Origin of the sequence: Nocardia nova NBRC 15556 (assembly GCF_001613005.1) — a bacterium.
Lineage (GTDB): Bacteria > Actinomycetota > Actinomycetes > Mycobacteriales > Mycobacteriaceae > Nocardia > Nocardia nova.
This window is the reverse complement of record NZ_BDBN01000036.1, coordinates 36078-63042: the sequence shown is the minus strand read 5'-3', so window position 1 is coordinate 63042 and position 26965 is coordinate 36078. Positions and strand designations below refer to the sequence as shown.

The window sequence follows — 26965 nt, the reverse complement described above, 5'->3', positions numbered from 1 at the left end:
TCAGCGCTGCGCCGTGGCCTGTGCGGTGGTCTGGGCGCGACGCAACGCCTCGGGTACCGGAATGCGGCCGAGGAACATCTCGTCGAAAATCGGGTCGATCGCCTGCAGTGCGGCCGCGAAACCCGGTCCGCCACCCGAAGCGATCCGCGGCCCGCGCAGCACATCGAAGAACGGCGACACGTCGATGCCCCGGTCCGCCCAATACTCCCGATACAGCCGCTGATCGGCCACCACGGCCGGAATGGTCTGCCCACCGGCGGCCAGATACCGGTTGCCGGCGGGGCTGCCGAGCCAGGCCAGCACCCGCCGCACCGCATCGGGGTGGGCGGTGCGGGCATCGGCGGCGATGCCGATCGCGTTGTCGGTACTCACCCGGCCTGCGGGCCCGGCCGGAATCATCGCGATCCCCCAGCCGAAGCGAGCCTGCTGGGCGATCTGCGCCAGATTGAAACTTCCGGATTGGAACAACGCCAGCTTGCCCTGCAGGAAGGCGTTTTTCGCGAAATCACTGCCGCTGCGGGTATCCGCCGCCGGAGGGGTGAGCCCCGCCCGCACCAGCCCGACGAGATACCCGAAGGCATCCACACCCTGTGGACTGTCGAAGACGTACCGATCCTCATCCTGGAACTGCCCGCCCGCCGATCCCAGATACGGCAGCGAGAGCGACTGGAAATCGTTGGCGGCGTTGTAAGCCCAGGGCGCCGCCGCGGCGATCCGGCGCACAATCGGCTCGAAGGTATCCGGCCCGTGGGGATTCCAGGTCGCGCGTGCCAATTCCGCGGGGTCGACTCCGGCCGCGCTCAGCAGATCGCGGTTGTAGTAGACCGCCGTACCGCCGTCCACGAATTGCGGTACCGCCCAGAGCTTTCCGTTACGTGTGTACTGCTCCACCGCACCCGGATCCCACTGCCGCACCGTCTCGGGGCCCAGCATCGCGCCGATATCGGCGAGTCGGCCGGCATCGGCGTAATCGGTGTACAGATTCGTCCAGAACAGGTCGTCCACCGTTGCGCCCGCCACGTCGAGACGCAACTTCTGCTGATAGGACGCCCACGGCACCACCGTGATCCGCACCTCGACATCCGGTTCGGCGCGCTGGAATTCGTCGAGTGCGGCGCGATAGGCGGGTACGAAACTCGCATCCCAGATCCGCAGCCGGATCACCGTGCGACCCGATCCGCCCGTACTGTCGTGGCCCAGCCACAGCGCCGCGGTCACCAGCAGCACCACGCCGAGTGCGACGGCCAGCACGCTCAGCGTCGAGGTCTTCACGGCTCTCATTTCAGGCCCGTCCACGCGATGGACCGCAGCACCTGCCGCTGGAAGATCACGAAGAGCACCAGCAGCGGCACGATCGCCAGGGTCGTCGCCGCCATGACCAGCGTCCACTGCTCGTTGTAGCGGGTCTGCAGATCGGCGGTGGCCACCGTGAGCACCTGCCAGCGGCCCGAGCCGGCGACCAGCGGCCACAGGAAGCTGTTCCACTGCGTCACCACGGTGATCACCGCGAGCGTCGCCAGAATGGGACGGCTCATCGGCACCACGACATGCACGATCACGTCGAGGGTGTTCGCGCCGTCCAGCCGCGCCGCGCCCATCAACTCGCGCGGAATGGCCCGGAAATACTGGCGCAGCAGGAAGATCGCATACGGCGAGCCGAATACGAACGGCAGCACCAGTGCCCAGAACGTGTTCAGCCAACCCAGATGCGCGAACATCAGATACAGCGGAATCAAGGTGACGATCGGCGGCACCATCATCGTCGCCAGGTAGATCCAGAACAGCAGGTCGCGACCGCGGAACTCGGTGCAGCCGAACGCATATGCGGCGGCGATCGAGGTGACCAGCTGCCCGACGGTGATGAACGCGGTCATCAACGCCGTCACCAGCACCGCGCGACCGAACCCCTGGTCGAACGCCGCGCGGAAGTTGTCCCAGGTCATCGGATCCGGCAGTGCGAGCGGAGATTCCGACGCGAACTGCCCCGGCGTCTTCACGGCCGTGAACGCGCCCAGCGCCAGCGGCGCCACCGTGCACACCGCGCCCGCCAGCAGCAGCAGGTAGGCGAGGGCCGATCGCGCACCCGCCGAACGGCGATGCCGGGCATCAGAATTCATAGCCGGTCCTGGTGCGGAAGTAGCGATGCTGGAGCACGGTGATCGCCAGCATGATCCCGAAGACCACGATCGCCATGACCGCGGCCCGTCCAGGCCGCGCGGCGTCGAACGCTTCCGAAAAAATCTGCATCGCCACCACATTCGTGCGATCGCCCGGACCGCCCTTGGTCAGGGCATACACGGTGTCGAAGGTCTGGAACGCGGTGATTGTCCCGGTTACCAGGACGAAGAACAGAGTGGGGCGCAGCAGCGGCAGTGTCAGCCAGCGAATCCGCCGCCAGCCGGTGGCCCCGTCCAGCGCCCCCGCCTCGTGGATCTCCGGAGGTATCGCCCGCAGCCCCGCGACGAAGAACAGGGCCACATAGCCGAAGTTCGACCAGATGCTCACCGCCGCAACTGAAGGCAGGGCCAGCGCCGGATCGGCCAGCCATTCGATCCGCCGGCCCAGCAGTGCGTTGAGAGCGCCGTCGGTGGGTGCGAACAGCCAGCGCCAGATCACGCCCACCGCCACCGGCGCGCACATCCAGGGCAGCGCGAACAGCACCCGGAACGCGCCACCGGCACGGCGGCGCACCAGCAGCGCGGCCACCGCGAATCCGAGGACGGTCTGCAGCGGCACCGCGAGCACGGTGAGCGCGGCCGTTACCAGGAGCGAGTGGCCGAACGCGTCATCGGACAGCACCGAGCGCCAGTTGCGCAGGCCCACGAATTCCATGGGCCCGAGCAGATTCCAGCTGTGCAGGCTGAGCCAGCCCACCAGCACGATCGGCAGGATCAGGAAAATCCCGATCCCGAACAGGCTCGGCGCCAGCAGTATCCAACTCGTCACGGCACGACGAACCGCTCGTCGGTTCACAGCAGATGACGCTACCGGTCACCCGGTAGCGGCGTCGCCGCAGCGGCGCGGCGCCGGGCTCGCTCAGTCCAGCGGACCGCCGGCGACGTAGACGACCTGCCCGGAGACGAAGCCGGCTCCCTCGCTGACCAGGAACGACGCGGTATGCGCGATGTCCTCCGGCCGGCCCACGCGCTGCACCGGAATCTGCGCGGCGGCGGCCTTCTGGAAGTCCTCGAACGGCACGCCCACCCGCTCGGCGGTCGCGGCGGTCATATCCGTGACGATGAATCCTGGGGCGATGGCATTGGCCGTGACGCTGAATTTGCCGAGTTCCAGCGCGAGGGTCTTGGTGAAGCCCTGCAGGCCGGCCTTGGCCGCGGAGTAGTTGACCTGGCCGCGGTTGCCCTGTGCCGAACTGCTCGACATGTTCACGATGCGACCCCATTTGGCGTCGACCATGTACTTCTGCACCGCGCGGCTCATGAGGAACGCGCCGCGCAGGTGCACGTTCATCACCGCGTCCCAGTCGTCGACGCTCATCTTGAACAGCAGGTTGTCGCGCAGGATGCCGGCGTTGTTGACCAGGACGGTCGGCGGTCCGAGCTCGTCGGCCAGCTTCGTCACCGCGGCGGCGACGGAATCCTCGTTCGAGACATCGGCGCCCAGCGCGACGGCCCGGCCGCCGGCGTCGGTGATCGCCCGGACGGTGTCGGCGCAGTGCCCCGCGTCCAGGTCGAGTACGCCTACATGCAGTCCGTCCTGAGCCAGCCGGGTCGCGATCGCGGCACCGATGCCTCGTGCCGCGCCGGTGACGACGGCAACGCGTTCAGCCATTGGCGGTCCTCCTGTACCTCTCGGAACATTCGCTGGGAAGGAACGGTACGCGCCGCTATTCCACCCACCGCGGCGGCAGCCGCTATTCCACCCACAGCGACCAGATGCTGCTGCGCCCCTGTCCTTCGCAGACCAGCGCGTGCCCGTCCGGGGTGCGGGCCGTCTTGTCCAGATTGGGATCGCATTTCGCCCCGCCCTCGTACACGGCGGTCGACACCGAATACGGCCCGGTCCAGCGGTAGCCGCTGCTGCCGTGCAGGCAGAGCAGCGTGCTGCCGTCGGTCGCGGACCCGATCAATCCGGCCTGCGCCTGCGTGCACACCTCGCCCTTGGCCGCCGAGACGGGCCCGGCGGGAGCGGTCGTGGTCGTGGCCGGCGCGGTCGGCGGCGGTGTCACCACCGTCGTCGGTACCGCAGTCCGGGTCGCGGCGGTGTTCGAGGTGACGGTCTCGGTGCTGAGGGCGGCCGGAACCGCGCCCAGCGTGGTGTGCGGCAGGGTGACACCCGAAAGCACCAGCGCCGCAGCGAGAATCAGCACCTCGGCCAGTCCCAGGAGCAGGGCCGACATCGCCATCACCCGTCCGCGCGGATGGCTGAAGGCGATCAGGCCGAATACGATGGCCACCGGGAACAATCCGAGCAGCGCGGCCACCAGCGCGACGATCGCGTACGGATTGACGATCGGCGGCACCTCCACCCGCAGCCGTCCGGTGCGGCGGCGGTTGGGTGCGCCGTCCCATCGGTCCTCCTCGGCGTCGGGCGCCGGCCGCCGCCGGTTCGTCGTGGTTTCCCACCGTTCGTCGGGCGGTTCGGCGACCCGGGGATTGGCGGCCCGGCGCGGTGGCGGCGGTTCCCAGCGATCGTCCGCGGCGACGGGCTCGTCGGCCCAGTACTCCTCCTCGGGGACCTCGGGCCAGCGTTCCTCCGCGTACTGGTTGCGGGCCATGTGGTTCCTCTCGGTCGTGCAGGAACCTGGACACGCGGACCCCGCCCGTTACCGAAGAAGAATAGGTGGATCGGCGCGACCCGCAACCCCCGTCTCTTCAGGGCGGGCGTCCGGCGCGCGCGCAGCCGCCGGACGTCATCCCCGAGCGTCCGGCGCGCGCCACTAAACCTCGTCGATCACGTGCTCCCCGACGAATGCGATCCGGATCGCCAGCAGCCAACCGGCAATCGCGAGAACGATGCGGTCGTACAGATCCGGTCCGCTGCGGCGGGCATGGCGTGGGCGGTGGGCGCCACCGCCCACGGGTAGCGGCCGGGTGTCCGGGAGATAGACCGCCGCGCGGTGGCCGCCGTCGACCCGGTGCCGTGCGTGCCGGTGGGCGGCATGCCGGGCGCCTCCCCCGGCGAACGCGGTCACGGGATGGCCCGATCGTCGAGGACGCAGCGGCCCTGTTCGACCAGCACCGCCCGCGCCCGCCGCCTGACCACGCACGTATCGACGGTGCAGTCGAGGTGCAGTTGCATTGCGGCGTGGGCTTGTTCGACGGTCATGATGCCCGGATCGGCGCCGCAGCGCAGCAGTCCGGCGACCGGCAGGTGCAGATTCGTCAGTTGCATTCGGACACCCCCGCCGCGAACCGGCGGCGCGGTGGAGCTGGTGGATCCTGTGGTCCGGTCGCGGCGCGGCCGGTCGAAGCGGACGAAAGTTCGCTGGTCATCAACGACGACCCGATGACATGAACAGCCATGACTCCTCGTTCCTGCATGCGATACCCGACTGTGCCCGGCGAGCCGACTCCGGGGCCCCGCTGCGAGCACACTCTCAGCATCCATCAGATCGTCGCTGCGCGGGGCAGAATCGCCGATCCCGTCCGATTCTCAGCGAACCGCCAGCACCGAATCAGCTTGGGAGAAAAGGACTTTTCGCATCCGTCCGAGCGTCGCCACCTGCGAACACTCCGGGCATGCCGCCGCGCCGCCGCCCGGGATGCGCGCCCCGAATATTTGCCGGCAGATCACGAAACCACACCCGTTTCGCAACGAATCTATGTTTACCCCGGGCCCGTTCGGGTAATCAGAACTACATGGATCGCGGGCTGAGAAATACCTCACCTCGGTACCGCAAACTGCTTCCGGGTGACTGGGTAGAACACCTTATCGTCGGAATGTTGTTCGTGGTATCGGCTGTCGGGGTGTACGTACTGACCGGTGCCATGCTCTCGTCACTGCTGGTAGGAGCGCTGGTCGCGGTAGTCGCGATCGGTGTGGTGACAATGCTGTAGCCGGTCGGCGAACCGACCGGCTACGTGGTTACCGTTATTCGAACAAAGTGAGAAACGGCGGAATCGGCGAAGAAATTCTTCTCCGATTCCGCCGTAGATTTATCGCCGGAACAATTTGTTACCCAGCCAGACGATCGGATCGTATTTGCGATCCGCAACTCTTTCCTTCATCGGGATGAGGGCGTTGTCGGTGATCTTGATGTGCTCCGGGCACACCTCCGTGCAGCACTTGGTGATGTTGCAGAAGCCGAGTCCGAACTCCTCCTGCGCCATCTCGCGCCGGTCCGCCACATCCAGCGGATGCATCTCCAACTCGGCCACCCGCATCAGATAGCGCGGCCCGGCGAAGGCGTTCTTGTTGTCCTCGTGGTCGCGCACGACGTGACAAACGTTCTGGCACAGGAAGCATTCGATGCACTTGCGGAACTCCTGCGAGCGTTCCACATCCCGCTGCTGCATGCGGTAGTCGCCCGGCTTCAGATCGGCCGGCGGAGTGAAAGACGGTATTTCCCTGGCCTTCTGATAGTTGAACGACACATCGGTCACCAGATCGCGAATTACCGGGAAGGTGCGCAACGGGGTCACCGTCACCACCTCGTCGGCGGCGAAGGTCGACATTCGGGTCATACACATCAGACGCGGCCGGCCGTTCACCTCCGCCGAACAGGAACCACACTTGCCGGCCTTGCAGTTCCAGCGCACCGCCAGATCCGGGGCCTGGGTGGCCTGCAACCGATGAATGATGTCGAGGACGACCTCGCCCTCGTTCACCTCGACGGTGTAGTCCTGCAGTTCGCCCTTGTCGTCATCACCGCGCCATACGCGGAAGTGGGCATCGTAACCCATTGCTACTCATCCCCTTTCGCGGATGATTCGGCGGCCGCGGGATGAGCGGCGGTCTCCGCCGGGGTGTAATACTTCTCCAGCTCGCTCAACTCGAACAGGGCGAGCAGGTCCGGTCGCATCGGCTTCTGATCCTCCGAGGTGACCACCACCGGCGGCACGGTCTGGCCGACACCGTCCGGATCGGTCCGGCACACCAGCAACCGATTGCGCCACTGCGGATCCATCTGCGGATGGTCGTCGCGGGTGTGACCACCCCGGCTCTCGGTGCGCAGCAGCGCGGCCTGCGCGACACATTCGCTGACCAGCAACATGTTTCGCAGATCGAGTGCGAGATGCCAGCCGGGATTGAACTGCCGGTGGCCCTCGACGGTCACGCCGTCGTAGCGCTCCCGCAATTCACCCAGGCGCACGATGGCCTGTTCCAGCTCGTGCTCCTTGCGGATGATGCCGACCAGGTCGTTCATCGTCTGCTGCAGATCGGTGTGCAGGGTGTACGGATTTTCTCCGGTCCCCGTGGTCGGCGGATCGAAGGGCGCCAGTGCGGATTTCGCGGCCGCGTCGATATCGGCGTCGGCGACCGCCGGCCGCTGTGCCAGCTGTTCGACATAGGTGGCCGCGCCCAAGCCGGCGCGTCGACCGAAGACCAGCAGGTCCGACAGCGAGTTGCCGCCGAGGCGGTTGGATCCGTGCATACCGCCCGAACATTCACCGGCGGCGAACAATCCGGGCACGGTGGCCGCGCCGGTATCGGGATCGACCTCGATTCCGCCCATCACGTAGTGGCAGGTCGGCCCGACCTCCATCGGCTCCTTCGTGATGTCGACATCGGCCAGCTCCTTGAACTGGTGATGCATCGACGGCAGCCGCCGCATGATCTCCGCGGCCGGCAGCCTGGAGGCGATGTCGAGGTACACCCCGCCGTGCTGGGTGCCGCGCCCGGCCTTGACCTCTTCGTTGATCGCGCGAGCCACCTCGTCCCGGGGCAGCAGGTCCGGGGTGCGGCGCGCGGAATCGTTGTCGCGCAACCACTGATCGGCTTCGTCCTCGGTCTCGGCGTACTGCCCCTTGAACACCGCCGGGATGTACTCGAACATGAAGCGCTTGCCCTCGGTGTTCTTGAGCACGCCACCGTCACCGCGCACACCCTCGGTGACCAGAATGCCCTTCACACTCGGCGGCCAGACCATGCCGGTCGGATGGAACTGCAGGAATTCCATATTGATCAGCGAGGCGCCGGCGCGCAGTGCGAGCGCGTGGCCGTCGCCGGTGTACTCCCACGAATTCGAGGTGACCTTGTAGGACTTGCCCACCCCGCCGGTGGCCAGGACGACCGCGGGAGTCTCGAACAGGACGAACCGGCCCGACTCCCGCCAGTACCCGAAGGCACCGGAGATGGCATCGCCGTCCTTCAGCAGATCGGTGATCGTGCATTCGGCGAACACCTTGATCCGAGCCTCGTAGTCGCCGGTCGCGGCATAGTCCTCCTGCTGCAGCGAGACGATCTTCTGCTGCATGGTGCGGATGATCTCGAGGCCGGTGCGGTCGCCGACGTGGGCGAGGCGGGGATAGGTGTGCCCGCCGAAGTTGCGCTGACTGATCCGCCCGTCGGGCGTCCGGTCGAACAGCGCACCGTAGGTCTCCAGCTCCCACACCCGGTCGGGCGCTTCCTGAGCGTGCAGTTCGGCCATGCGCCAGTTGTTGAGGAATTTTCCGCCGCGCATGGTGTCGCGGAAATGCGTCTGCCAGTTGTCCTTCTCGTTGGCATTGCCCATCGAGGCGGCGCAACCGCCTTCGGCCATGACCGTATGGGCCTTGCCGAACAACGATTTACACACCACCGCCACCGACAGACCGTGTTCGCGCGCCTCGATCACCGCACGCAGGCCGGCGCCACCGGCACCGATCACGACGACGTCGTACTTGTGCCGTTCGACTTCAGGCATGAAACGAATACTCCTGGGACACTGAGGAATTGGGCTCTATGGCGTTATCTGTCACCGGAATCAGCCGACGAAACGCGGATCGGAGATGGTCCCGCTGGCGACCAGCATGATGTAGAAGTCGGTGATCGCCAGGGTGGCCAGCGTGGTCCACGCCAGCTGCATGTGCCGTGTGTTCAACTTCGACACCTGCGTCCACATCCAGTAGCGCACCGGATGGGCGGAGAAGTGTTTGAGACGGCCGCCGGTGATATGCCGGCAGGAGTGGCACGAGATCGTATATGCCCACAGCAGAACGACGTTCACCACCAAGACGATGTTGCCCAGGCCGAAGCCGAAGCCGCCGTCCTTGCCGTGGAACGCCATGACCGCGTCGTAGGTGTTGACCACCGACACGACGACCGCGACATAGAAGAAGTAGCGGTGCACGTTCTGGATGATCAGCGGAAGCCGCGTCTCACCGGTGTATTTGCCGTGCGGTTCGGCGACCGCGCAGGCCGGCGGCGAGAACCACACCGCGCGGTAGTAGGCCTTGCGGTAGTAGTAGCAGGTCAACCGGAACAGCAGAAGGAACGGCAGCACCAGGAAACCGAGCGGAATCCACATCGGCAGGTCGCCGACCCAGTGCCCGAAGTGGCTCGAACCTTCGACGCACGAGGTACTCACGCACGGTGAGTAGAACGGCGTCAGATAGTGGTAGTCGGAGACCCAATATGCCGATCGCACAAAGGCTCTCACGGTTGCGTAGATGATGAATGCGGCCAGTCCGAGCACCGTGAGCAGTGGGGGGACCCACCATCGGTCGGTACGCAGAGTGCGTGTGGAAATGGCCGCCCGGCCTTTGCTGAAAACTCCCGTGCCCGCCTCGGGGGCGCGTGTCGGTGCTGCGCTCACTGCAAGCTGCCTCGCTGGTCTACCCCGTGGAACGTCATCGTTACCTCCGGCGTCGAATGTGATGCTGAGCACCATACGACAACCGGGCTATGACTCGAGGCCGGTCCAGGCAAGATCTATCGCCGCCCCGTCCTATGATTTGCGCCACATTCTCTGGGCGCGCGACGGCGGCGGTGCAACGAGTGAATGACGAGCTACTTCAGACCTTCTTCGCGAATACGGTGGGGTGGGAACCGACGGGCCGCAGCGCCGTCACGGCGGAATGGACAGCCGCCGCGACGGCCCGTGCTGCTGGTGAATGTTCGGTTACTTGGTGCGCGGCCGCGAATGGAAGCCGAGGCCTTCGTCCTGCGCGCCCATCCATGCCGCCTCGTCGGACTTGCTGTCCGGCACGTAGATGACCTCCTGCTGGCGGCGGCTGTCCACCTCGGGTGGTGGGGTGTGTTCGAACTCCTCGGCATCGATGGTGAGTCGTTCGAGATCGTTCTCCAGCCGGCGGACCGAATTGGCATCTCCGTAATGGGTGCGCAACGCGCCGACGCATTGCCGGAGCTGTCCGACTGCGAAGCGCAGTTCAGCGATCTCACTGCGTGTCATCGAAACCTCCTGGTGCTTCCGGGCCGATCACCGGCTCGGATCTCGCCCGAGGGCAAGATCAAACCTGTGACGGACCGCACATCGTGATCTACAACACATTACGTGATCATTTGCGTTCTGGCTCGTCGCCCATGGAAAAAGATCTCGTCACCTGCGCTGGATCCGAGTCTCATCCGGCGGCCGGCAGGGTCACCGTCACCGAGGGCGGCTCCACCTCGCCGAGAGGTGCGAGAACCGGAAGTACGGCCGTGACGGCCGGACGGCTCTCGGAGGTCCCGGCCGACGTCCCGGCCGACGGCACGAGCGCGCGGTCCACGAGTGCCGCGACGGCCACGGCCACTTCCTCGGCGCGTTCCAGGATCACGCTGTGCCCGGCGCCGTCTAGCCGCACCAGTTCCGAACGGCCGAGTTGCGCGGCGAGTACCACCGAATGCGCGAACGGAATCATGATGTCGGCCGATCCACCGAGGACCAGGGCCGGAAGATCGGACAGCAGTCGCAGCGTCGGCGTCTCGTCGAAGCGGATGAGCGAATCGAGGAAGTAGGCCATGGTGGGCAGTGGGGTGTCGTTGAGCATCGCGGTGGCGAGAGCGGCCATGCGTGGATTCACCCGCCGCGAGCCGAAACTCGCCTCGCGCACCATCGGCTCGAAAACGCGGCGCCCCAAACGCTTCGAGACCTGTAGCGCCCGCGGCGCCCGCTGTACCGCGACCCGCAGTGACGTCACGGTGTGCCGGTTGAGCAATCGGCCCAGCCCCACCGCGGTGATACCGGCGGCCGCTCCGGCGATCAGCCCGACGCCGACCACGCGGGTGCCGATCGTGGCCGGGAACAGGCGAGCGTAGGCCAGGACCACCATCGCACCCATGGAATGGCCGACCAGAACCACCGGACCGGTCGGCGCGACCGCGCGCAAGACCGCGTCGAGATCGTGGCCCAGCTGGTCGATGGTGTAGGTCGCGGGATCGGCGCCGGCGGAATCGCCGTGACCGCGGTGGTCGTAGAACACCATCCGGGTGTCCGAGCCCCATTGCCGCAGCAGTTCATCCCGCAGGAACCACCAGGATTCGGTCCGCAGGCAGTGACCGTGGACGAAGACCACCGTCACCGAGGCCGTGGCCGGGCCGAAGGTCCAGGCGGCCAGCGGGGTGCCGTCGTCGGCGCAGACGGTGACGCGGGTGGCGATCGTCGTGGACATGACGTCCTCCTGCAGAGTCCGTTCCTGCCCGGATGTCGTCATTGATTGCCGTCGCGTTAACCGCTCTAACCTGGTGTTATGCAGAAGTTGCACAATTGCTGCCGCTGGGACGCCGACGATCCGGCGGGGCGGTGATCGGGAGAATCTTCGCGTATCTACCGACTTCTGTAGACAGCCGTAGAAAGGCATCGAGACCTTCCCGCCGTACAAGGACGGAATCTGGCCTATACCGCCCATAGCGTGGCGTTCATGAGCGCAGAGATCCGCAGCTTCCGCATCGATATTCCGCAGTCCGACGTCGATGATCTGCACGAACGCCTCGCCCGGACACGGTGGGCGCCGCAATTGCCCGGCGCGGACGGCAGCCGGGGTGTCCCGGTGGCTCGGCTCCGCGAGCTGGCCGAGTACTGGCGCACCGACTACGACTGGCGGGCACAGGAATCCCGGCTCAATCGGTTCCCGCAATACCGAACCGAGATCGACGGTCTCGATGTGCATTTCCTGCATGTGCGCTCGCCCGAACCCGAGGCGCTGCCCTTGGTCCTCAACCACGGCTGGCCCAACACCTTCACCGAATTCGCCGATCTCGTCGATCTTCTCGTCGATCCCCGGGCGCACGGTGGCGATCCCGCGCGGGCCTTCCATGTGGTCGTACCGTCGGTGCCGGGATACGGATTCTCGGCGGCGCCTGCCGAAACCGGGTGGAGCACCGAGCGCGTCGGACGGATGTGGGTGGAGCTGATGCGCCGGCTCGGCTACGAGCGGTACGGCGTCCAGGGCGGAGATCTCGGCACCTACGTGGGCACCGCGATGGCCGAGGCGGCGCCGGACCGGGTGGCCGGGCTCTACCTCACCGCCGGTCCGGGCTTTCCCACAGAGGCCGATCTCCCGATCCTGACCGACGCGGAACGGGCCGGTTACGAGGCGATGATGGCGGCGGACTGGGTCAACGGCGTGGACCATCACGCTCTGCTGCGTGCGGCGCCGCAGACCTTCTCGATCGGATGGAACGATTCACCCGCCGCCGCACTGGCCTGGATGGTGCAGAAGTACACCGACTTCAGCGCCGCCGGCTCGCTCGAGGCGGCGATCGACCGCGATGCGCTGCTGACCACCGTGAGCATCTACTGGTTCACTCAGAGTTTCGGCACCTCCGCGTGGTCGTATTACGACAGCACCGGCTTCGCCTGGCCCACCGGTTCGGCGCAGGTCCCGACCGGGGTGTACAGCGGTGCGCCGGGTATCCGGCGGCTCGCCGAGCGCACCGCGAAGATCGTGCACTGGCCCGAGGGCAATCCGCCCGGGCACCATTTCATCGCGATGGATCAACCGCGGGCATATGCGGCGGACCTGCGCACCTTCTTCGGCAATCTCGGCTGAGCGACGTTTCATCGGGAAATCTAAGGCTCTCGATCGCTGAAGCTAGACAGTCCTAGATTTCCCGATGGATCGCTACGCGTCGGCCGCCGCGCGCGTGGACGGCAGGAACGGGGTGAGCAGATTGTGCTCGGTGGACGGCCCGAATTCCCATTCCGCGATCCACGGGCCGGTGCCCTCGCTCGGGTCGAGCACGCCCGATTCCAGCCATTCGTAGCGGCCCTCGAGCACCTGCCGAGTCAGCGCGGTGTCGGCGTCGTCGGTGTTGTCCCAGAGCGCGGCGAAGGCGGCCTCGACCCGCAACCGGGACTGGCGGCAGAAGGTATCGGCCAGTTCCGTCGCCGCGGCCGCGTCCCGGCTGTCCTCGGCGCGCATGGCCTGCGCCCGAACACAGGCCGCCGACATGGCGAACAGCTCCGCGCCGATATCCACGAGGCGGCCCAGGAACCCCTGCCGGTATTCGAGTTTCGCCTGCCAGCGCGCCATCGCGTACATCAGTTCGCGTGCCTGCTTGCGCGACATGCGCTCGACGAAGCGCAGATGTGTTGCCAGCGGGCCGAATTCGGTATATCCGGCAGGGAGGGTGCCACGGCCGACCGCCAACTGCGGGAACCACTTCGCGTAGAAGCCACTCGCCCCGACCGCTGCGGTGGCCTTGTCCTTCAACGCCGCATGACGGTCCACGAGTGCGCCCGCGGCGGCCATGTGCGCATCGGCCATCTCCCGGGCGATCAGCAGCCGCATGATCTCGCTGGAGCCTTCGAAGATCCGATTGATTCGCAGATCGCGCACCAGCTGTTCGGCCGGCACCGCCCGCTCACCCCGGCTGCGCAGGGAGGCGGCGGTCTCGTAGCCGCGCCCGCCGCGTATCTGCACCAGCTCGTCGGCTATGCGACAGCTCATCTCGGAGGCCCACAGTTTGGCCAGTGCGGCTTCGATGCGGATGTCGTTGCGCGCCTCGTCGCACATCGTCCCGGACAGCTCGAGCACCGCCTCCAGCGCGAAAGCGGTTGCGGCGACGAAGGATATCTTCGACGCGACCGCCGCGTGCTCACCGACCGGGCGGCCCCACTGCACGCGCGCCGCCGACCAGCCGCGGCTGATCTTGAGCGACCACTTCGCCGCCGCGGTGCACAGCGCGGGAATCGCCAGCCGTCCGGCATTGAGTGTGGTCAGCGCGATCTTCAGGCCGTCGCCCTCGCGACCGATCAGATTGCGCGCCGGCACCCGGACCTTGTGCATGCGGGTCACACCGTTCTCGATCCCGTGCAGACCCATGAAGGCGTTGCGGCGCTCGACGGTGATGCCGGGGGTGTCGGCCTCCACCACGAAGGCGGATATCCCGCCGCGATGTCCGGGCCCCTTCGGCACCCGCGCCATCACCACCAGCAGTTCGGCGACCACACCGTTGGTCGTCCACAACTTCACTCCGTCGAGTTCGTAGGCCTCGCCGTCGGCGGTCGGGGTCGCGGTACTCGCCATCCGGGCGGGATCGGATCCGACGTCCGGTTCGGTCAGCAGGAAGGCGCTGACCGCGCCCCGCGCGCATCGGGGCAGGAATTCGCGCTTCTGTTCCTCGGTGCCGGCCAACTTCAGCGGTTCCGGCACGCCGATCGACTGATGCGCCGACAGCAGCACGCCCAGGCTCGCGTGTACCGAGCCGACCAGCATCAGCGCCCGGTTGTAGCCGACCTGCGACAGGCCCTGCCCGCCGTATTCCGGCGGGATCTTGAGTCCGAAGCAGCCGAGTTCGGCCAGGCCGCGAACGTAGTCGTCGGGGATCTTCGATTCGGCCTCGATGACCGACCCGTCCAGCGTTTCGCAGAAGGCCCGCAGCCGTTCCAGGTAGGCCTCGGTCCGCGCCGCGTCGTCGGGAGCCGGCTGTGGATACGGATGAATCAGGTCGAGCCGGAACCGGCCGAGGAACATCTGCTTGGCGAACGACGGTTTGGCCCAGGTACTTTCGCGCGACTCCTCGACCAGTGCGCGGGCCTGCTCTTCGGTGGCGTGAACTTTCGCGGCTGTCGCCATGGGACCCTCCCTCGAAACGTGATCAGGATCACATTTGAGTGTAGAAGGCTTGGTTACCCGCCGGTAGGCCTCCGGCGAAATCGGCGGTCGAAGAATTACTGCACGCCGCGCAGGTACCGCCCGAAATGCGGCACCGTGAAGCCGATGGTGCCCCGCTCGGCGGAGTAGATCAGCCCCTTCTTGATGAGTCCGTCCCGGGCCGGAGACAACGACGCGGGTTTGCGGCCCAGCTCCTGGGCGACCGCCGCGGTCGGCACCGGCCCGTCGTCGCCGGCCAGATCGGCCATCGCCCGCATGTACTCGCGCTCGGCCGGAGTTGCCCGTTCATAGCGGGAGCCGAAGAATCCGACCGCCAACTCCTCCTCGGCCGCGGGGGCGGCCAGTTCCACATCCTCGGCGCCGATCGGGCTGCGGGCGGCCACATCCCACGTGGCCTTACCGTAGGCCTGGACGAAATAGGGGTACCCATCTGCCTTGTCGTACAGGGCTTTCAGGGCCTCCTCGGTGAACTCCACCGCCTCGCGCTCGGCGGGGGCGATCAGCGCGCGGTCCGCGGAATCGCGATCGAGTCGGTCGATACGGTGGTAGCCGAAAAGGCGCTCGGAATAGCTCTTGGAGGCCGAGAGAACGGCCGGCAGATGTGGCAGGCCCGCGCCCACCACGATCAACGGCGCTGTCTCCTGGCTCAATTCGTGGCAGGCGCCGCAGATCGCGGAGATATCGGCCGGTCCCAGATCCTGCATCTCGTCGATGAACACGGCGATGCCTACGCCGATATCTCGGGCGAGCTGGGCGGCCTCCAGCAGCAACTCCACCAGATCGATCTCGATGTCACCGGAGTCCGCGCGCCCGGTGACGGCCGGGACGTCGATACCGGGCTGCCAGCGTTCCCGCATCCCCTTGTCGGCGGTCGCGCGCAGGGCGAAGGCCTTCAGGATGCCCAGGAAATCGTCGACCATCTCGGGATTGCGGTGGGCGACCGCGATCTGGCGCACCGCCATATGCAGCGCCGATGCCAGCGGTCGCCGCAATTCCTGATCCGGGCGAGCCTCCAGTTTGCCGGTCCCCCAGCCGCGCGAGCGGGCCGTGGACCGAAGTTGGTTGAGCAGCACGGTCTTTCCCACGCCGCGTAGGCCGGTGAGCATCACACTGCGTTCGGGACGCCCGCGCGAGATGCGTTCGAGCACGATGTCGAACGCGTCGAGCTGTTTGTCGCGCCCGGCGAGTTCGGGCGGGCGCTGGCCGGCGCCCGGGGCATACGGATTCCGCACGGGGTCCATGCCCCGACACCGTAGCGCGTTCGCACCGAAATCTCGGGATATATAGGGGATGTCCTAGATTGCGCTATCCGAGCGAATGGCAGCCGCTGTGCGGGGATGACCGGGCGCGAGGGGCTCTCTACGCTGGTGGCTGATCGAGGTCCGAAATGCCCGCAGGAGGGGTCATGTCCACCGATTCGGAAGATCAGCAGTCCGGCGATCGGCCGAACCCCACGGTGGCCGAGGTCGTCGGGTCCTGGGACGTGCCGGCCGGAGCGAGCGTCGCCCGGCAGATTCGCGACAACATCCTGCACGCGATCGCGCAGGGGTACGACGATCCGCAACTGGTGGCGGATCTGGCGGTCGGTCCGCTCGTGATCGCGCTGGGTCGGCTGGAAACAGAACTGGCGGACGCGCGAGGACGCATCGCGGAACTCGAGCGGGCGGTCCGTCCGCACGGTGAGGCGTGAATCGGCCGCCGATCTAATGCCGCCGACGAAATGCCACGGATGTAACGCCCCGGGCGACTCGTTTCGATAACGAGGGCAGAGCCGTGGATACCGCGCCGTGATCTCCATAGCAGATGGATTCGTCGGGCTGTAATCGGGGGTGGTCCTGGCGTTTTGGCGACACGCGGGCAGACACGCCGTCGTGTGGGGTGGACAACAACACCGAGCCGTCGTAATCTCTTCGTGACTTCGCGGAGTATGTCGCTTCATTAGAGGGGCGGCCCGCTGAGTCACCGCCTAATCAGCAGTCGAGTGGGCAGCTCGATCGCTGAACCGGGGACCCAGGTTACTGGGGTGAATCCTCTTCGGTCGCAAGGTCGATGGGGTAGGGCCGAATCTTCCCGGTCCGAACCCGTCAGCTAACCCGGTCGGCGCGTGGGCAAGGAAGAAACAGGAGACTCAGCTCGGTGGGTAAACACAGTCTGCAACGGGAATCTCGGCTGCCGAATTCCGTCAAGGGTGCGCTGGTCTGCGGCGCAGTAGCGGCCACAACCGGTGCGATTCCAGCGATTCCGGCCATGGCGGCCACGATCAACGTTCCCGGCGTCGGCAACTTCGACGTTCCGTTGGGTTCGGATTTCGACCAGCAAGTCAGCCAGGCGAACCAGGTGCTCGCCGATCACGCGGATCAGATCAAGGGAGTTCAGCAGGCGCTGAGCTCGCAGGCGATCGCGCCCAGCATCCCCAACGCCGCGCAGAACCCGATGAGTGGCATGTTCGGCCAGCCGCAGCAGCAGCACGGCGTCGGTGACGTCGCGCTCGACGCTGCGCGCAGCAAGATCGGCGCCGACTACGTGTGGGGCGCTTCCGGTCCTTCGAACTTCGACTGCTCCGGTCTGGTGCAGTGGGCGTACAAGCAGGCCGGAATTCAGCTGCCGCGTACCAGCTTCGAACAGTCGCACGTCGGCAAGCCGGTCGCCTTCCAGGACCTGAAGCCGGGCGACCTCGTCATCCAGAACGGTGGCGGCCACGTGTCCATGTACGCCGGGGATGGCAAGATTCTCCAGGCGCCGCAGTCGGGTGAGACCGTCAGCTACGCGCATCTGGACCCCGACTCGATCGTCACCGCACGCCGCGTCGCCTAGTCGTTTTCCGCTCGACAGTAGGCCCGGCGGTGACCCGCCGGGCCTACTGTGAGGAGCGAAACTGGAACAGGCACAACCAGCTACAGCTCGGGTCGACTCCTGGATCTGGGCTGTCCGGCTGTTCAAAACGCGATCCGCCGCAGCCACCGCGTGCCGCGGCGGTCATGTGCGTGTCAACGGCACGACGGTCAAACCCGCTCAACAGATCAAGCCCGGTGATGAGGTGCGGGTCCGCAATGCCGGGGCCGAACGCATCGTCGTCGTGGTCCGCCCGGTCGTGAAACGCGTCGGCGCTTCGATCGCGACGCAATGCTATATCGACAAGAGCCCTCCGCCACCCGCACCGGAAATCGTCGCCGCGATGCCCAAGCGCGACCGCGGCGCCGGACGCCCCACCAAGCGCGAACGCCGCGAAACCGATCGGCTACTCGGCCGGGATTCGACCTGAGTTCGCGCGGAGGGCGCCCGCGTCGGTGCCGAATTCCTCGCTGAACTCCCCTGCCCGATAGCGGGTGCGGCATTCGCCCCGGCGCACCTTTCCGCTCGAGGTCTTCGGAATCGCGCCGCGCGGTAGCAACAGCACGTCCGCCGCTGCGATGCCGTGCACGGTCGCCACCGCGGCCCGGACCCGCCGGCCGATATCGCTCGCGGCGGCCGGTGGGCTCACCACCTCGGCGACGACCACGAGGTCCTCGCGCTCACCGGTATCGACACCGAACGCCACGATATGCCCGGGACGCAGTTCGGGCACGGAGTCGGCGGCGGTGGCTTCGATATCGGCGGGGAAATGGTTGCGGCCGTCGATGACGATCGTGTCGCGCAGGCGGCCCGCGATGTAGAGCCCCCCGTCGTGGAGGAAACCGAGATCTCCGGTGCGCAGCCACGCTCCGGACTGTCCAGGGAGCACTGCGCCGAAGGTGGCCGCGGTCCGCTCGCGCAGCCCCGCATATCCCGCGCCGACATTCGGACCCCGCACCCATATCTCACCGACGGCACTGTCGTCGCACGGTAGGCGCGTTACGGGATCGACGATGCGCACGGTTTGCCCGGCGGGACGGCCGCAGTCGACCAGCGCGATACCGTCGTGGCGCGCGGACGCGACGGTCGCCCGGCCCGAGCTCAGGGCGGCGCGGTCGAAGTCGACGCATACCGGTTCCGCCTCCGGGCGCGAGATGGTCACCGGAAGGGTTGCCTCGGCCAGGCCGTATCCCGCGGTGTGGGCCCGGTGACGGAATCCGTACGGGGCGAAGGTGCGAGTGAAGGCGTCCAGAGCGGTGGCGCGGATCGGTTCGGCCCCGTTGAGCAGCAGATCCAGCGAGGACAGATCGAGACCGTCGCGCTCCGCCGCCGTTGTGGCCGAAACAGCCAGTGCCAGACCGAAATTCGGGCTGGCGGTCGCGGCGGCGCGATAGTCGCTGCAGGCGCGCAACCATCGGATCGGCCGTTTGGCGAAGTCGGCCGGTGGCATCGTGATCGCATGAACGCCCAGATACAGCGGCAGCGACAGGGCGAAAACCAGGCCCATATCGTGGAAGAACGGCAGCCAGGTGACCATCGGACGGTCGTCGGCCGGTGCCAGAGCCGTACGCAACTGATCGAGTACCGCCGCGAGATTGGCGTGGGTGATGCACACTCCCGCAGGCGAAGTGGTGGAGCCGGAGGTGTACTGGAGATAGGCGGGATGCGCGCCGGCCGGATCCACTCGGACGTCGCCGGTGCCGGCATGCACATCCACCGTCAGGAGTTCGCCGTACGGCATGGCGTCGGCATCCGGACATTCGGGCGTGCCGGTCGGCAAGCATGGCGAGACGAGGCTCAGACGCGGCTCGGCGTCGACGAGGATCGTCCGTAGCCGTTCGGCATTGCGGCGCATCGCCATCGGAAACAACGGAACCGCGGTGCGGGCGCTGTAGAGGCAGGCGAGAAAGGCGACGACATAGTCGAGACCGTGCTCGCACAGGATCGCGACACGATCACCGGGCGATGTCCGCTCGCGAAGCCGCTCGGCCAATGCGCCTGCCGCACTGTGTAATTCGGACACTGTGACGGTGGCCTCCGTAGGCCGACCGCCCGGGTACGACAGCGCGGTGAAGGCCGGATCGTCCGGTGTTTTCGCTGCCCGGTCCGCGACGGTCGCCGCCAAGCGGTTGATCATCGTCGCTCCTGGCGCGGCATTCGAAGCGCCAACGCGGCCGACAACGCCGTGACAGAGGGGTTGTCGAACAGCTCGGCGGTGGCGATCCGCATCCCCAGCCGGTGCTCCAGACGGCGTCGCAGATCTATGGCCAGCAGCGAGGACAGATTCAGTGTCGCGAAATCGGCTTCGGGATCGACGAATTCGACGTCTCGCGACAGTACGTTCGCGACCGTGGCGCGCACTATTCGCTGTACATCCTCGCCCGCGTCGGCAACTAGGGACGGACGTCTGTCGGCCGCAGTGTTTGCCGAGCCCGGCGAGCGTCCACCCGGCAAATCGGCCCCGAGCGAACCCGCGGGAGCCAGCGCCTCGCGCAGTCTGGCCGCGACCGGTCCCGGGTCGTCGGTGGGCGTGTAGTCCAGCGCGAGCACCACCGCCTGCGGGCGGCCGAGAATCGCGGACAGCACGGACATGCCGCGAGCGGCATCGAAAGGGGTGATGCCGGCGGTCCGCAGATGTGCGGCGCCTCCGGCGGAGCGGGCGAGCCCGGCGTCCCAGCTGCCCCAGGCGATGCTGGTCACCGATCGGCCGGTGGCGCCGTGCGCGAGCGCATCCACTGCCGCGTTGGCGGCGGCGTACGCGGCCTGTCCGGGTGCCCCGAACAGACCGGTGGCGGAGGAGAACAGGAGGGTGAAGTCGACCGGGTCGCTCGCCGTCAGTTCGAGCAGCGAGACGGCCGCGGTCGTTTTCGGTTCGAAGTGCAAGGCCAGAGATTCGCATGTCACGCGGTCGAATTCGGCGTCGTGCAGCACACCGGCGGAATGCACCAGACCTCGGATCGTCGATCCGCACGCTCGGATGTCGTCGAGGGCGTTGGCCAGGTCCGCGCGATCGGCGACATCACAGCGCACGACCACCACGCGGTCCTCGGCGCCGTCGAGCAGCGGCGGCAGCGGTCGCGGACGCCGGGTCAGGACGACCACATCGCGTGCTCCCTGCTCGAGCAGCCACCGCACCGCGGCGGCCCCCAGCGCGCCGAGCCCGCCGGTGACCACGTAGGTGCCGTCGGCACAGATCGGGACCCCGGAGCCCGCTCCGCCGAGTCGCCGGAACCGCCGCATCAGCGTCCGCGCACCTTCCACGCGCACTTCCGCCGGCCCCCGCGAGTCGAGCACGAGCTCGCGCACGATGTCGGCGCCCGATTCGTCGGACCAGATCAGGCGCACCGGTCGGCCGGATTCCAGCTGCAGGGTCCGGACCAGCGCGGCGACAGCATTGTGTTCGACGGATGCCGGATCCCGCAGCACCACGGTGAGGCTCGCCGTCGTTTCCGCGGCGATCACCTGCTGCAGGACGCGCAAGGCTCGCTCTAGTGCGGGGACGACCGGACTCGTGTCGGTTCCCGGGCCGAACGCGTCGTGCCGAGGCACCGAGAGTGCTTCCGCCCAGACCAGCACCACGGCTGTGGGCGCCCGTCCTTGTGCCGCTGCCGCCAAGGCCGTCGACTCGCCGGGCTCGCGGGCGATCCGCTCGGCGGGGAGGTGGCGGTCCAGCGCGCGGGCGATCGACTTCGCGAGGCGCGATTCTCCGACGACCGACGCCCGCTCGACGGTCGGGTGCACCGCCCGCGCGGCGTCCGCGGAGAACGGCACAGCAATCCACTGTTCCTCGCGCAGTACGGAGTTCGCCCACTCCGGTGCCGTGGCGACCGTCGCGTCGTACTCGGCTCGTCCGCGCGCGGCGGTGCGGTCGAGAAGCAGGTTCATTCCCGATCCGGTGGCGACTCCGGAAACAACACCGGCACTCGCGCGTTCGCGCGGCGCATCGTCCGGCACCGCCGCACGAGTCATCCGGGGTTGGGCGTACAGACCGTCATCGGTGGCAGCGTCGGGACGGTCGCCGTCGAAGCCGGCGTTTCCGGGCGGCCGGTAGACGACCGTGTGCCCGGACGGATCTCTCGCCGCTTGCCGGGAGTCGAAAGCCTTGTCCGCGAATGTGATTCGCACGTCGAGCAGTGCCACTGCCGGGGCATCGTCCTGGTCCACCGCGATGACGTCGCACAGCAGCCCGCCCGGCTCGTGCCCGCGCACGAACGCGTGCGCCTCGGTCAGCAGTACACGGGGCGCATCGGAAAGCCATACGGACCCGATGGCTACCGGTACCGCGAGCCCGGCCGCGGGCAGGATTTCCCGGCCGGCGGCGGCGATCAGCTGTAAGCAGCCGTCGAGCGCGGCCGTGGTCAGCGGGATCGAATCGAAAACTCCGACGGCGCCGCGGTTTCCGGCACGCACGGCGGTTAGCGTCCGGAACCGCGGACCGTAGTCGAGTCCACGGGTGCGCAAGGACGTATAGAACTCGTCGATATCGAGTTCGTCCGCTGTCGTGGCGGAGATGCGATGGTCGTCCACCGTACGCATCCACCCGAGAATGTCGGCGGGCGAGGCGGCGGTCTCCGCCCGCGCCGAGGCCAGCGACACCGGCCCCAGCAGTACGCGCAGATCCGATCCGCTGCGGTAGCCGACCGCGGCGAGATCCGCGATGTCCGTGCGTTCGTGAACCGCGAAGTCGGCCAGCCGGATCGGTCCGGGAACCGAATCAAGCAGGCGCCGAATCCAATACGCGGCCGGCACGGTCGGCACACCGTTCACCACGTGATCGTCCAGTCGTTCGCGGCCGGGATCGGTCGCGGTCCGGGTGAGCAACGGGAAAGTTTTTCGCCGCCAACGTCGTTCGACCGCAGGACCGGCCGTCGCGCCCTGGATCGACCAATCGACATCACGCCCTCGCAGATACATGGCGCCGACCGTGCGGAGCAGGGCGGTGACCTCGCCGTCGCGATGCGCGGCCGAGAAGACCGCGTCGGCCAGTTCGGGATAGTCGCGCACGGCCGGCGCCAGCACCGGATGCGGTGATATCTCCACGACCGAGGTGTAGCCCCGGCCCACGGCGGATTCGACGGCCGCGTCCAGATCGACGGTGCCACAGAGGTTGTCGATCCAATAGTCGGTATCCATCGCGGCGGAATCGATCACCCGGCCGGATCGTGCCGTCGAGAACACCGGCACGCGGGGGGCCCGCGGCACCGGCGCTCGCAGCGCGGTGGTGAATTCGTCGGCGAGCGCGCGAACCTGCGGGCTGTGCGCGGCGAAATCCACCGGCACGGGTCGTACGTAGTACTGCCGCCGCCGCGCTCGCCGCAGCAATGTCTCCATGTATCGCGTGGTCCCGGAGACCACCACCGCCCGGGGCCCGTTCACCGCCGCCACCGCGACCTCCGCGCGCAAGGGCTCGACCAGCCGCCGCGCTTGATCCGGCGTCGCCTCGAGCAGCGCCATCATGCCCTGCCCGGCCAGCCGCCCCAGCGCCCGTGAGCGCACGGTGACCAGATGCGCGGCATCGTCGAGGGACAGGGCGCCCGCGATCACCGCGGCCGCGATTTCGCCGAGGCTGTGCCCGGCCACCGCATCCGGCTCGATTCCCCACGCCGCGAGCAACCGGGCCAGCGCCACCTGGTAGACGAACAGCGCCGGTTGCACCGTCTCGGTGGCGCCGACGCTGTCGGCGAAGCCGTGCCGGGGCGTCCACACTCGCGGCCCGCCCGCATTCGCCACGGCGTCGGCCGTTTCGGCTGCCGCCCGGGCGTATTCGGGATACCGGGCCGCCAGCTCGCGCCCCATGTGCGCATGCTGACCACCTTGTCCGGAGAACAGGAAAAGCACTCGTCCGCGCCGTCGCCCACCGACGCCGAGCAGGGCCGGCGAACGGGAGCCGCTCGCCACCGCGCGCAGTGCGTCGCCTGCATCGTCGGGCTCGTCCGCCACGATCGCGGCCCGAACCGGTTGGGGCAGTGCGCGTCCGGTTGCGGCCAGGGTGGACAGCGACATCTCGCCGCCGGCCAGAACGGTCGCGGTGTCACGCAGTTCGTCCTCGTCGCGACCGGTGAGGCCGATGAGCACCGGAGGCCGCGCCTCGCGCACCGGTCCCGGCTCCACCTCCCGCAGGACCACATGCGCATTGGTGCCGCCGAATCCGAACGAACTGACGCCCGCGCATCGCGGCATGCCGGAATCCGTGGGCCAGCCGACCACTTCACCCGGCACCCGGAGGCCGCGTTCGGACAACCGCAGCAGCGGATTCTCGCGCTGAAAGTTGATGGTGGGCACGATGGTTCCGTGGTGCAGGCACAGCGCCACTTTGGCCAGCCCGGTCACCCCGGCCGCCGCCTCCAGATGGCCGATATTCGATTTGATCGATCCGACATACGGTTTCACCGCGCCGCCCGGCGCATCGAGTACGGTGGCCAGCGCCTCGATCTCCACCGCATCGCCGACCGGTGTTCCGGTGCCGTGACATTCGAAGTATCCGGCGGAGCGGGCATCCAGGCCGGCGCGTGCCCACGCTGTGCGGATCACCTGTTGTTGCGCGCGCCCGTTCGGGGCGTAGAGACCGTTCGAGCGGCCGTCGGAACCCACCGCGGCGCCGGCGATCTCGGCGTAGCACCGGTTGCCCTCACGCTGCGCGTCGGCCGTGCGCTGCAATACCAGCACGGTCGCCCCATCGCCGCGAACGTATCCGTCGGCGGCCGCGTCGAACGGCTTGCACCGCCCGTCAGCGGCGAGGAAGCCACCCTGTTCGAGGTACTGCGAAGTGTGCGGCAGCAGCGCGAGATTCACGCCGCCGACGATGGCGTACGGTACGGCGTCGTCGGCCAGCAACCGCACGGCGAGGTCCACCGCCGCGAGCGAGGACGAACACGCGCTGTCGAGGACCACACTCGGTCCGTGCAGATCCAGTGCGTACGAGATCCGATTGGCGATGATGCTCAGCGCGGACCCGGTCACCGCGTAGGGCGCGTCCTGCCCGCCGCTGCCGAGGACGACCGCTCCGTGGTCGAAACCGCAGGCGCCGAAGAGAACCGCCGTGTCCGACCCGCTCAGCCGATAGCCGACTCCGGCATCGTCGATCGCTTCGACCGCGACCTCCAGCGCCAGCCGCTGTTGCGGATCCATCAGGGCCGCTTCGCGATCGGAGATCGAGAAGCGGTCGTTGTCGAATTCCGTGATCGAATCCAGATAGCCGCCGCGGCCCGCGCCGTCGCGCCCCGGCGGCGGGTCGCCGACTCCGCTGCGGCTCTCGATCAGCAAGCGCCACAATTCGTTCACGCCGGAAGCGCCCGGTACTCGGCATCCGATACCGATGATCGATATCGGTGGCGTGACGGCTGTCATCGGCGCTCGAGGTGGTCGACGAGCCGCTCGATATCCGGGTTGTCGTAGAGCTCGGTGAGCGAGATCTCCACGCCCAGAGCATCTTCCAGCACGCCCGCGAGGCGGGCGAGCTGCGCGGAGCTCAGGCCCAGATCGGTGAAAGGCACTGTGGTGGAGACGGATTCGGGTGCGGCGCCCAGCATGTGCGCGACGGCGGCTACCGCCGCGTCCGCCGAGGTGCCGATCCGTTCCCGCTGCCCCACCGCCATGTCCTCCCCGTATCCGGCGCCGTCGCACGACGGTCGGGTGGCATGTGAGCGCGATTCGCGCAGCGGCTCACAGTGCCGACCGGGTGCGGGTGTCCCGCATAGTGCAGGTTCCCCAGCGATTATGCCGACAAGTCGGGGCCCGGTGAAGAGGTCGAGACAGCTGAGGCCACAGGGGCGAGAGTGACGAGACGAGCCGCGTCCCATGCCGGTCGCGGCTCGCCCCGCACGCCGAATCAGACGACCAGCGAACCCAGTCGCGCGTTGATCAGCGTCTCGGCCTCGTCCACGATGCGCGAGATCAGCTCGGCGCAGGTGGGAATGTCGTCGATCAGACCCTGCACCTGTCCGGCCGACCAGATGCCGGCGTCCAGGTCGCCCTCGTCGAAGACGCGGCGGCCGCGGGCTCCGGCCACCAGATCGCGCACATCCTCGAATTTGCCTCCGGCGGCCTCGATTTCGACCACCTTGCGGCTGATCTCGTTGTCGGCGACCCGGGCGGTGTTGTGCATGGTGCGGAAGATCAGCTGGGTGTCACGCTCGGTGTGGGCGACGATCTGTTCCTTCACCTTCCGATGCACCGGGGACTCCTCGGTGCACAGGAAGCGGGTGCCCATGTTGATGCCGTCGGCGCCCAGAGCCAGCGCCGCGACCAGGCCGCGGGCGTCGGCGAAACCACCCGACGCGATGACCGGGATGTCGAGCGCCTTGGTGGCGGCCGGGATCAGGATCAGGCCGGGGACGTCGTCCTCACCCGGGTGGCCGGCGCATTCGAAACCGTCGATGCTCACGCCGTCGACGCCGATCTTCTGCGCCTTGAGCGCGTGCCGGACGCTGGTGCACTTGTGCAGCACCTTGATTCCGGCTTCCTTGTAGTAGGGCAGGAACGGCTCCGGGTTGCTGCCCGCGGTCTCGACGATCTTCACGCCCGATTCGATGATCGCCTGAACGTATTCCTGGTACGGCGGCGGGTTGATCGACGGCAGGATGGTGACGTTGACGCCGAACGGCTTGTCGGTGAGCTGCCGGGTGCGCTCGATCTCGCGCCGCAGATCGTCGGGGGTCGGCTGGGTGAGCGCGGTGATGAAACCGAGCGCCCCGGCGTTGGCGACCGCCGCCACGAGTTCGGCGCGGCCGACGTGCATCATGCCGCCCTGCACGATCGGGTGTTCGATACCGAACATCTCGGTGAATCTGGTGCGCAACATCTGGTTGTCCTCCTGGCCGCGGTACGACTCGGGGCGACGCGCCCGGCATCTCCGGCACCCCTCGATGCCGGTGTGTGCACAGACTGCCGCCCCTCGGGTGCCTGGCCGCGTGCGAGCCGGGCCTGCCCGGATGGCTCGATACTGGCATGGCGACCGCGTCGGAGACAACAGGATGTGAGCGGCAGTTTGCTCCGAAAGTCTCGAAGGATCGCGAACTGAGGTCACTGTGAACTCAGCCAAAGACCCAGGTTATAGCCATGAGTTGGCGCGTTCGTGCGAATGTTCTGTGAACCGGGATTCTCGTATGTAACCCTTGTCACGGCAAAAAGTTAGTTGCTATTCTCGCTGTTGGTTCAGCCGTCGACGCCGCCGGGCCCATTCGGTGGCGAACTCC

22 protein-coding genes and 1 riboswitch are annotated in these 26965 nt (G+C 67.6%); of the genes, 4 read left to right on the top strand and 18 right to left on the bottom strand.

Going from position 1 to position 26965, the window contains the following annotated elements; genetic code table 11:
* The 12 genes from NN2_RS15765 to NN2_RS15705 all read right to left on the bottom strand — a co-directional run bounded on the left by NN2_RS15765 (position 1) and on the right by NN2_RS15705 (position 11492).
* The gene (locus tag NN2_RS15765; RefSeq protein WP_063014372.1) at positions 1-1281 is read right to left on the bottom strand and encodes an ABC transporter substrate-binding protein; all 1281 of its coding nucleotides are present in this window, start codon (positions 1279-1281) and stop codon (positions 1-3) included.
* Positions 1278-2117 (bottom strand): carbohydrate ABC transporter permease, encoded by an 840-nt coding sequence (locus tag NN2_RS15760; protein WP_063014370.1) that lies wholly within the window; start codon positions 2115-2117, stop codon positions 1278-1280. Before NN2_RS15760 ends, NN2_RS15765 begins: the two co-directional genes overlap by 4 nt.
* Complete coding sequence (locus NN2_RS15755; RefSeq protein WP_063014368.1) at positions 2107-2973, bottom strand: carbohydrate ABC transporter permease; 867 nt, start codon at positions 2971-2973, stop codon at positions 2107-2109. Before NN2_RS15755 ends, NN2_RS15760 begins: the two co-directional genes overlap by 11 nt.
* Positions 2974-3036: 63 nt before the next feature.
* A complete protein-coding gene (gene fabG, locus NN2_RS15750; RefSeq protein ID WP_063014366.1) occupies positions 3037-3789 on the bottom strand; it encodes a 3-oxoacyl-ACP reductase FabG in 753 nt (250 codons plus the stop codon).
* Positions 3790-3871: 82 nt separating this feature from the next.
* Positions 3872-4735 (bottom strand): DUF4190 domain-containing protein, encoded by an 864-nt coding sequence (locus tag NN2_RS15745; RefSeq protein WP_063014364.1) that lies wholly within the window; start codon positions 4733-4735, stop codon positions 3872-3874.
* A 162-nt stretch (positions 4736-4897) separates the two neighbouring features.
* Positions 4898-5152, bottom strand: coding sequence for a hypothetical protein (locus tag NN2_RS15740; protein ID WP_063014362.1), 255 nt, complete (start codon positions 5150-5152; stop codon positions 4898-4900).
* On the bottom strand, positions 5149-5352 hold the full coding sequence (locus NN2_RS15735) for a hypothetical protein (RefSeq protein ID WP_063014360.1): 204 nt from the start codon (positions 5350-5352) through the stop codon (positions 5149-5151). Before NN2_RS15735 ends, NN2_RS15740 begins: the two co-directional genes overlap by 4 nt.
* A 764-nt stretch (positions 5353-6116) precedes the next feature.
* Positions 6117-6863 (bottom strand): succinate dehydrogenase/fumarate reductase iron-sulfur subunit, encoded by a 747-nt coding sequence (locus tag NN2_RS15725; protein ID WP_063014358.1) that lies wholly within the window; start codon positions 6861-6863, stop codon positions 6117-6119.
* Positions 6864-6865: 2 nt separating this feature from the next.
* Positions 6866-8806: a fumarate reductase/succinate dehydrogenase flavoprotein subunit gene (locus NN2_RS15720; protein ID WP_063014356.1), complete on the bottom strand. Its 1941-nt coding sequence runs from the start codon at positions 8804-8806 to the stop codon at positions 6866-6868.
* A gap of 60 nt (positions 8807-8866) precedes the next feature.
* On the bottom strand, positions 8867-9697 hold the full coding sequence (sdhC, locus tag NN2_RS15715; protein ID WP_062966449.1) for a succinate dehydrogenase subunit SdhC: 831 nt from the start codon (positions 9695-9697) through the stop codon (positions 8867-8869).
* Between the two features lie 306 nt (positions 9698-10003).
* On the bottom strand, positions 10004-10294 hold the full coding sequence (locus NN2_RS15710; RefSeq protein WP_030514117.1) for an Rv0250c family protein: 291 nt from the start codon (positions 10292-10294) through the stop codon (positions 10004-10006).
* Positions 10295-10463: 169 nt separating this feature from the next.
* On the bottom strand, positions 10464-11492 hold the full coding sequence (locus tag NN2_RS15705) for an alpha/beta fold hydrolase (protein ID WP_082857017.1): 1029 nt from the start codon (positions 11490-11492) through the stop codon (positions 10464-10466).
* Between the two features lie 249 nt (positions 11493-11741).
* Between NN2_RS15705 and NN2_RS15700 the strand changes: the two genes are divergently transcribed.
* Positions 11742-12872 (top strand): epoxide hydrolase family protein, encoded by a 1131-nt coding sequence (locus NN2_RS15700; protein WP_063014411.1) that lies wholly within the window; start codon positions 11742-11744, stop codon positions 12870-12872.
* Positions 12873-12944: 72 nt separating this feature from the next.
* On the opposite strand, the gene NN2_RS15695 is transcribed toward NN2_RS15700, so the two are convergent.
* Complete coding sequence (locus NN2_RS15695) at positions 12945-14900, bottom strand: acyl-CoA dehydrogenase family protein (RefSeq protein ID WP_063014354.1); 1956 nt, start codon at positions 14898-14900, stop codon at positions 12945-12947.
* A 95-nt stretch (positions 14901-14995) separates the two neighbouring features.
* Positions 14996-16180 carry an ATP-binding protein gene (locus NN2_RS15690; protein ID WP_030514121.1) on the bottom strand — a complete coding sequence of 395 codons (1185 nt, stop codon included), beginning with the start codon at positions 16178-16180 and terminating at the stop codon, positions 14996-14998.
* A 164-nt stretch (positions 16181-16344) separates the two neighbouring features.
* Here NN2_RS15690 and NN2_RS15685 point away from each other — a divergent pair, with 164 nt between their 5' ends.
* From NN2_RS15685 to NN2_RS15675, 3 genes are all read left to right on the top strand, one after another.
* Positions 16345-16629, top strand: a complete 285-nt coding sequence (locus tag NN2_RS15685) for a hypothetical protein (protein ID WP_063014352.1) — start codon at positions 16345-16347, stop codon at positions 16627-16629.
* Positions 16630-16892: 263 nt separating this feature from the next.
* Positions 16893-17057: riboswitch (cyclic di-AMP (ydaO/yuaA leader) on the top strand.
* 18 nt (positions 17058-17075) lie between these two features.
* Positions 17076-17753, top strand: a complete 678-nt coding sequence (locus tag NN2_RS38955) for a C40 family peptidase (protein ID WP_063905996.1) — start codon at positions 17076-17078, stop codon at positions 17751-17753.
* Positions 17754-17814: 61 nt separating this feature from the next.
* Positions 17815-18201 (top strand): RNA-binding S4 domain-containing protein, encoded by a 387-nt coding sequence (locus tag NN2_RS15675; protein ID WP_063014350.1) that lies wholly within the window; start codon positions 17815-17817, stop codon positions 18199-18201.
* Here the strand turns inward: NN2_RS15675 and NN2_RS15670 are convergent.
* The 4 genes from NN2_RS15670 to NN2_RS15655 all read right to left on the bottom strand — a co-directional run bounded on the left by NN2_RS15670 (position 18178) and on the right by NN2_RS15655 (position 26571).
* Positions 18178-19908, bottom strand: coding sequence for a fatty acyl-AMP ligase (locus NN2_RS15670; RefSeq protein ID WP_063910772.1), 1731 nt, complete (start codon positions 19906-19908; stop codon positions 18178-18180). The genes NN2_RS15675 and NN2_RS15670 overlap by 24 nt on opposite strands.
* Entirely contained in the window at positions 19905-25118 is a 5214-nt protein-coding gene (locus NN2_RS15665; protein WP_063014348.1) for a type I polyketide synthase, read from the bottom strand. The genes NN2_RS15670 and NN2_RS15665 overlap by 4 nt, the downstream gene beginning before the upstream one ends.
* Positions 25115-25366 carry an acyl carrier protein gene (locus tag NN2_RS15660; protein ID WP_063014346.1) on the bottom strand — a complete coding sequence of 84 codons (252 nt, stop codon included), beginning with the start codon at positions 25364-25366 and terminating at the stop codon, positions 25115-25117. The genes NN2_RS15665 and NN2_RS15660 overlap by 4 nt, the downstream gene beginning before the upstream one ends.
* A gap of 233 nt (positions 25367-25599) precedes the next feature.
* Positions 25600-26571: an NAD(P)H-dependent flavin oxidoreductase gene (locus tag NN2_RS15655; RefSeq protein ID WP_030514128.1), complete on the bottom strand. Its 972-nt coding sequence runs from the start codon at positions 26569-26571 to the stop codon at positions 25600-25602.
* Positions 26572-26965 lie beyond the last annotated feature (394 nt).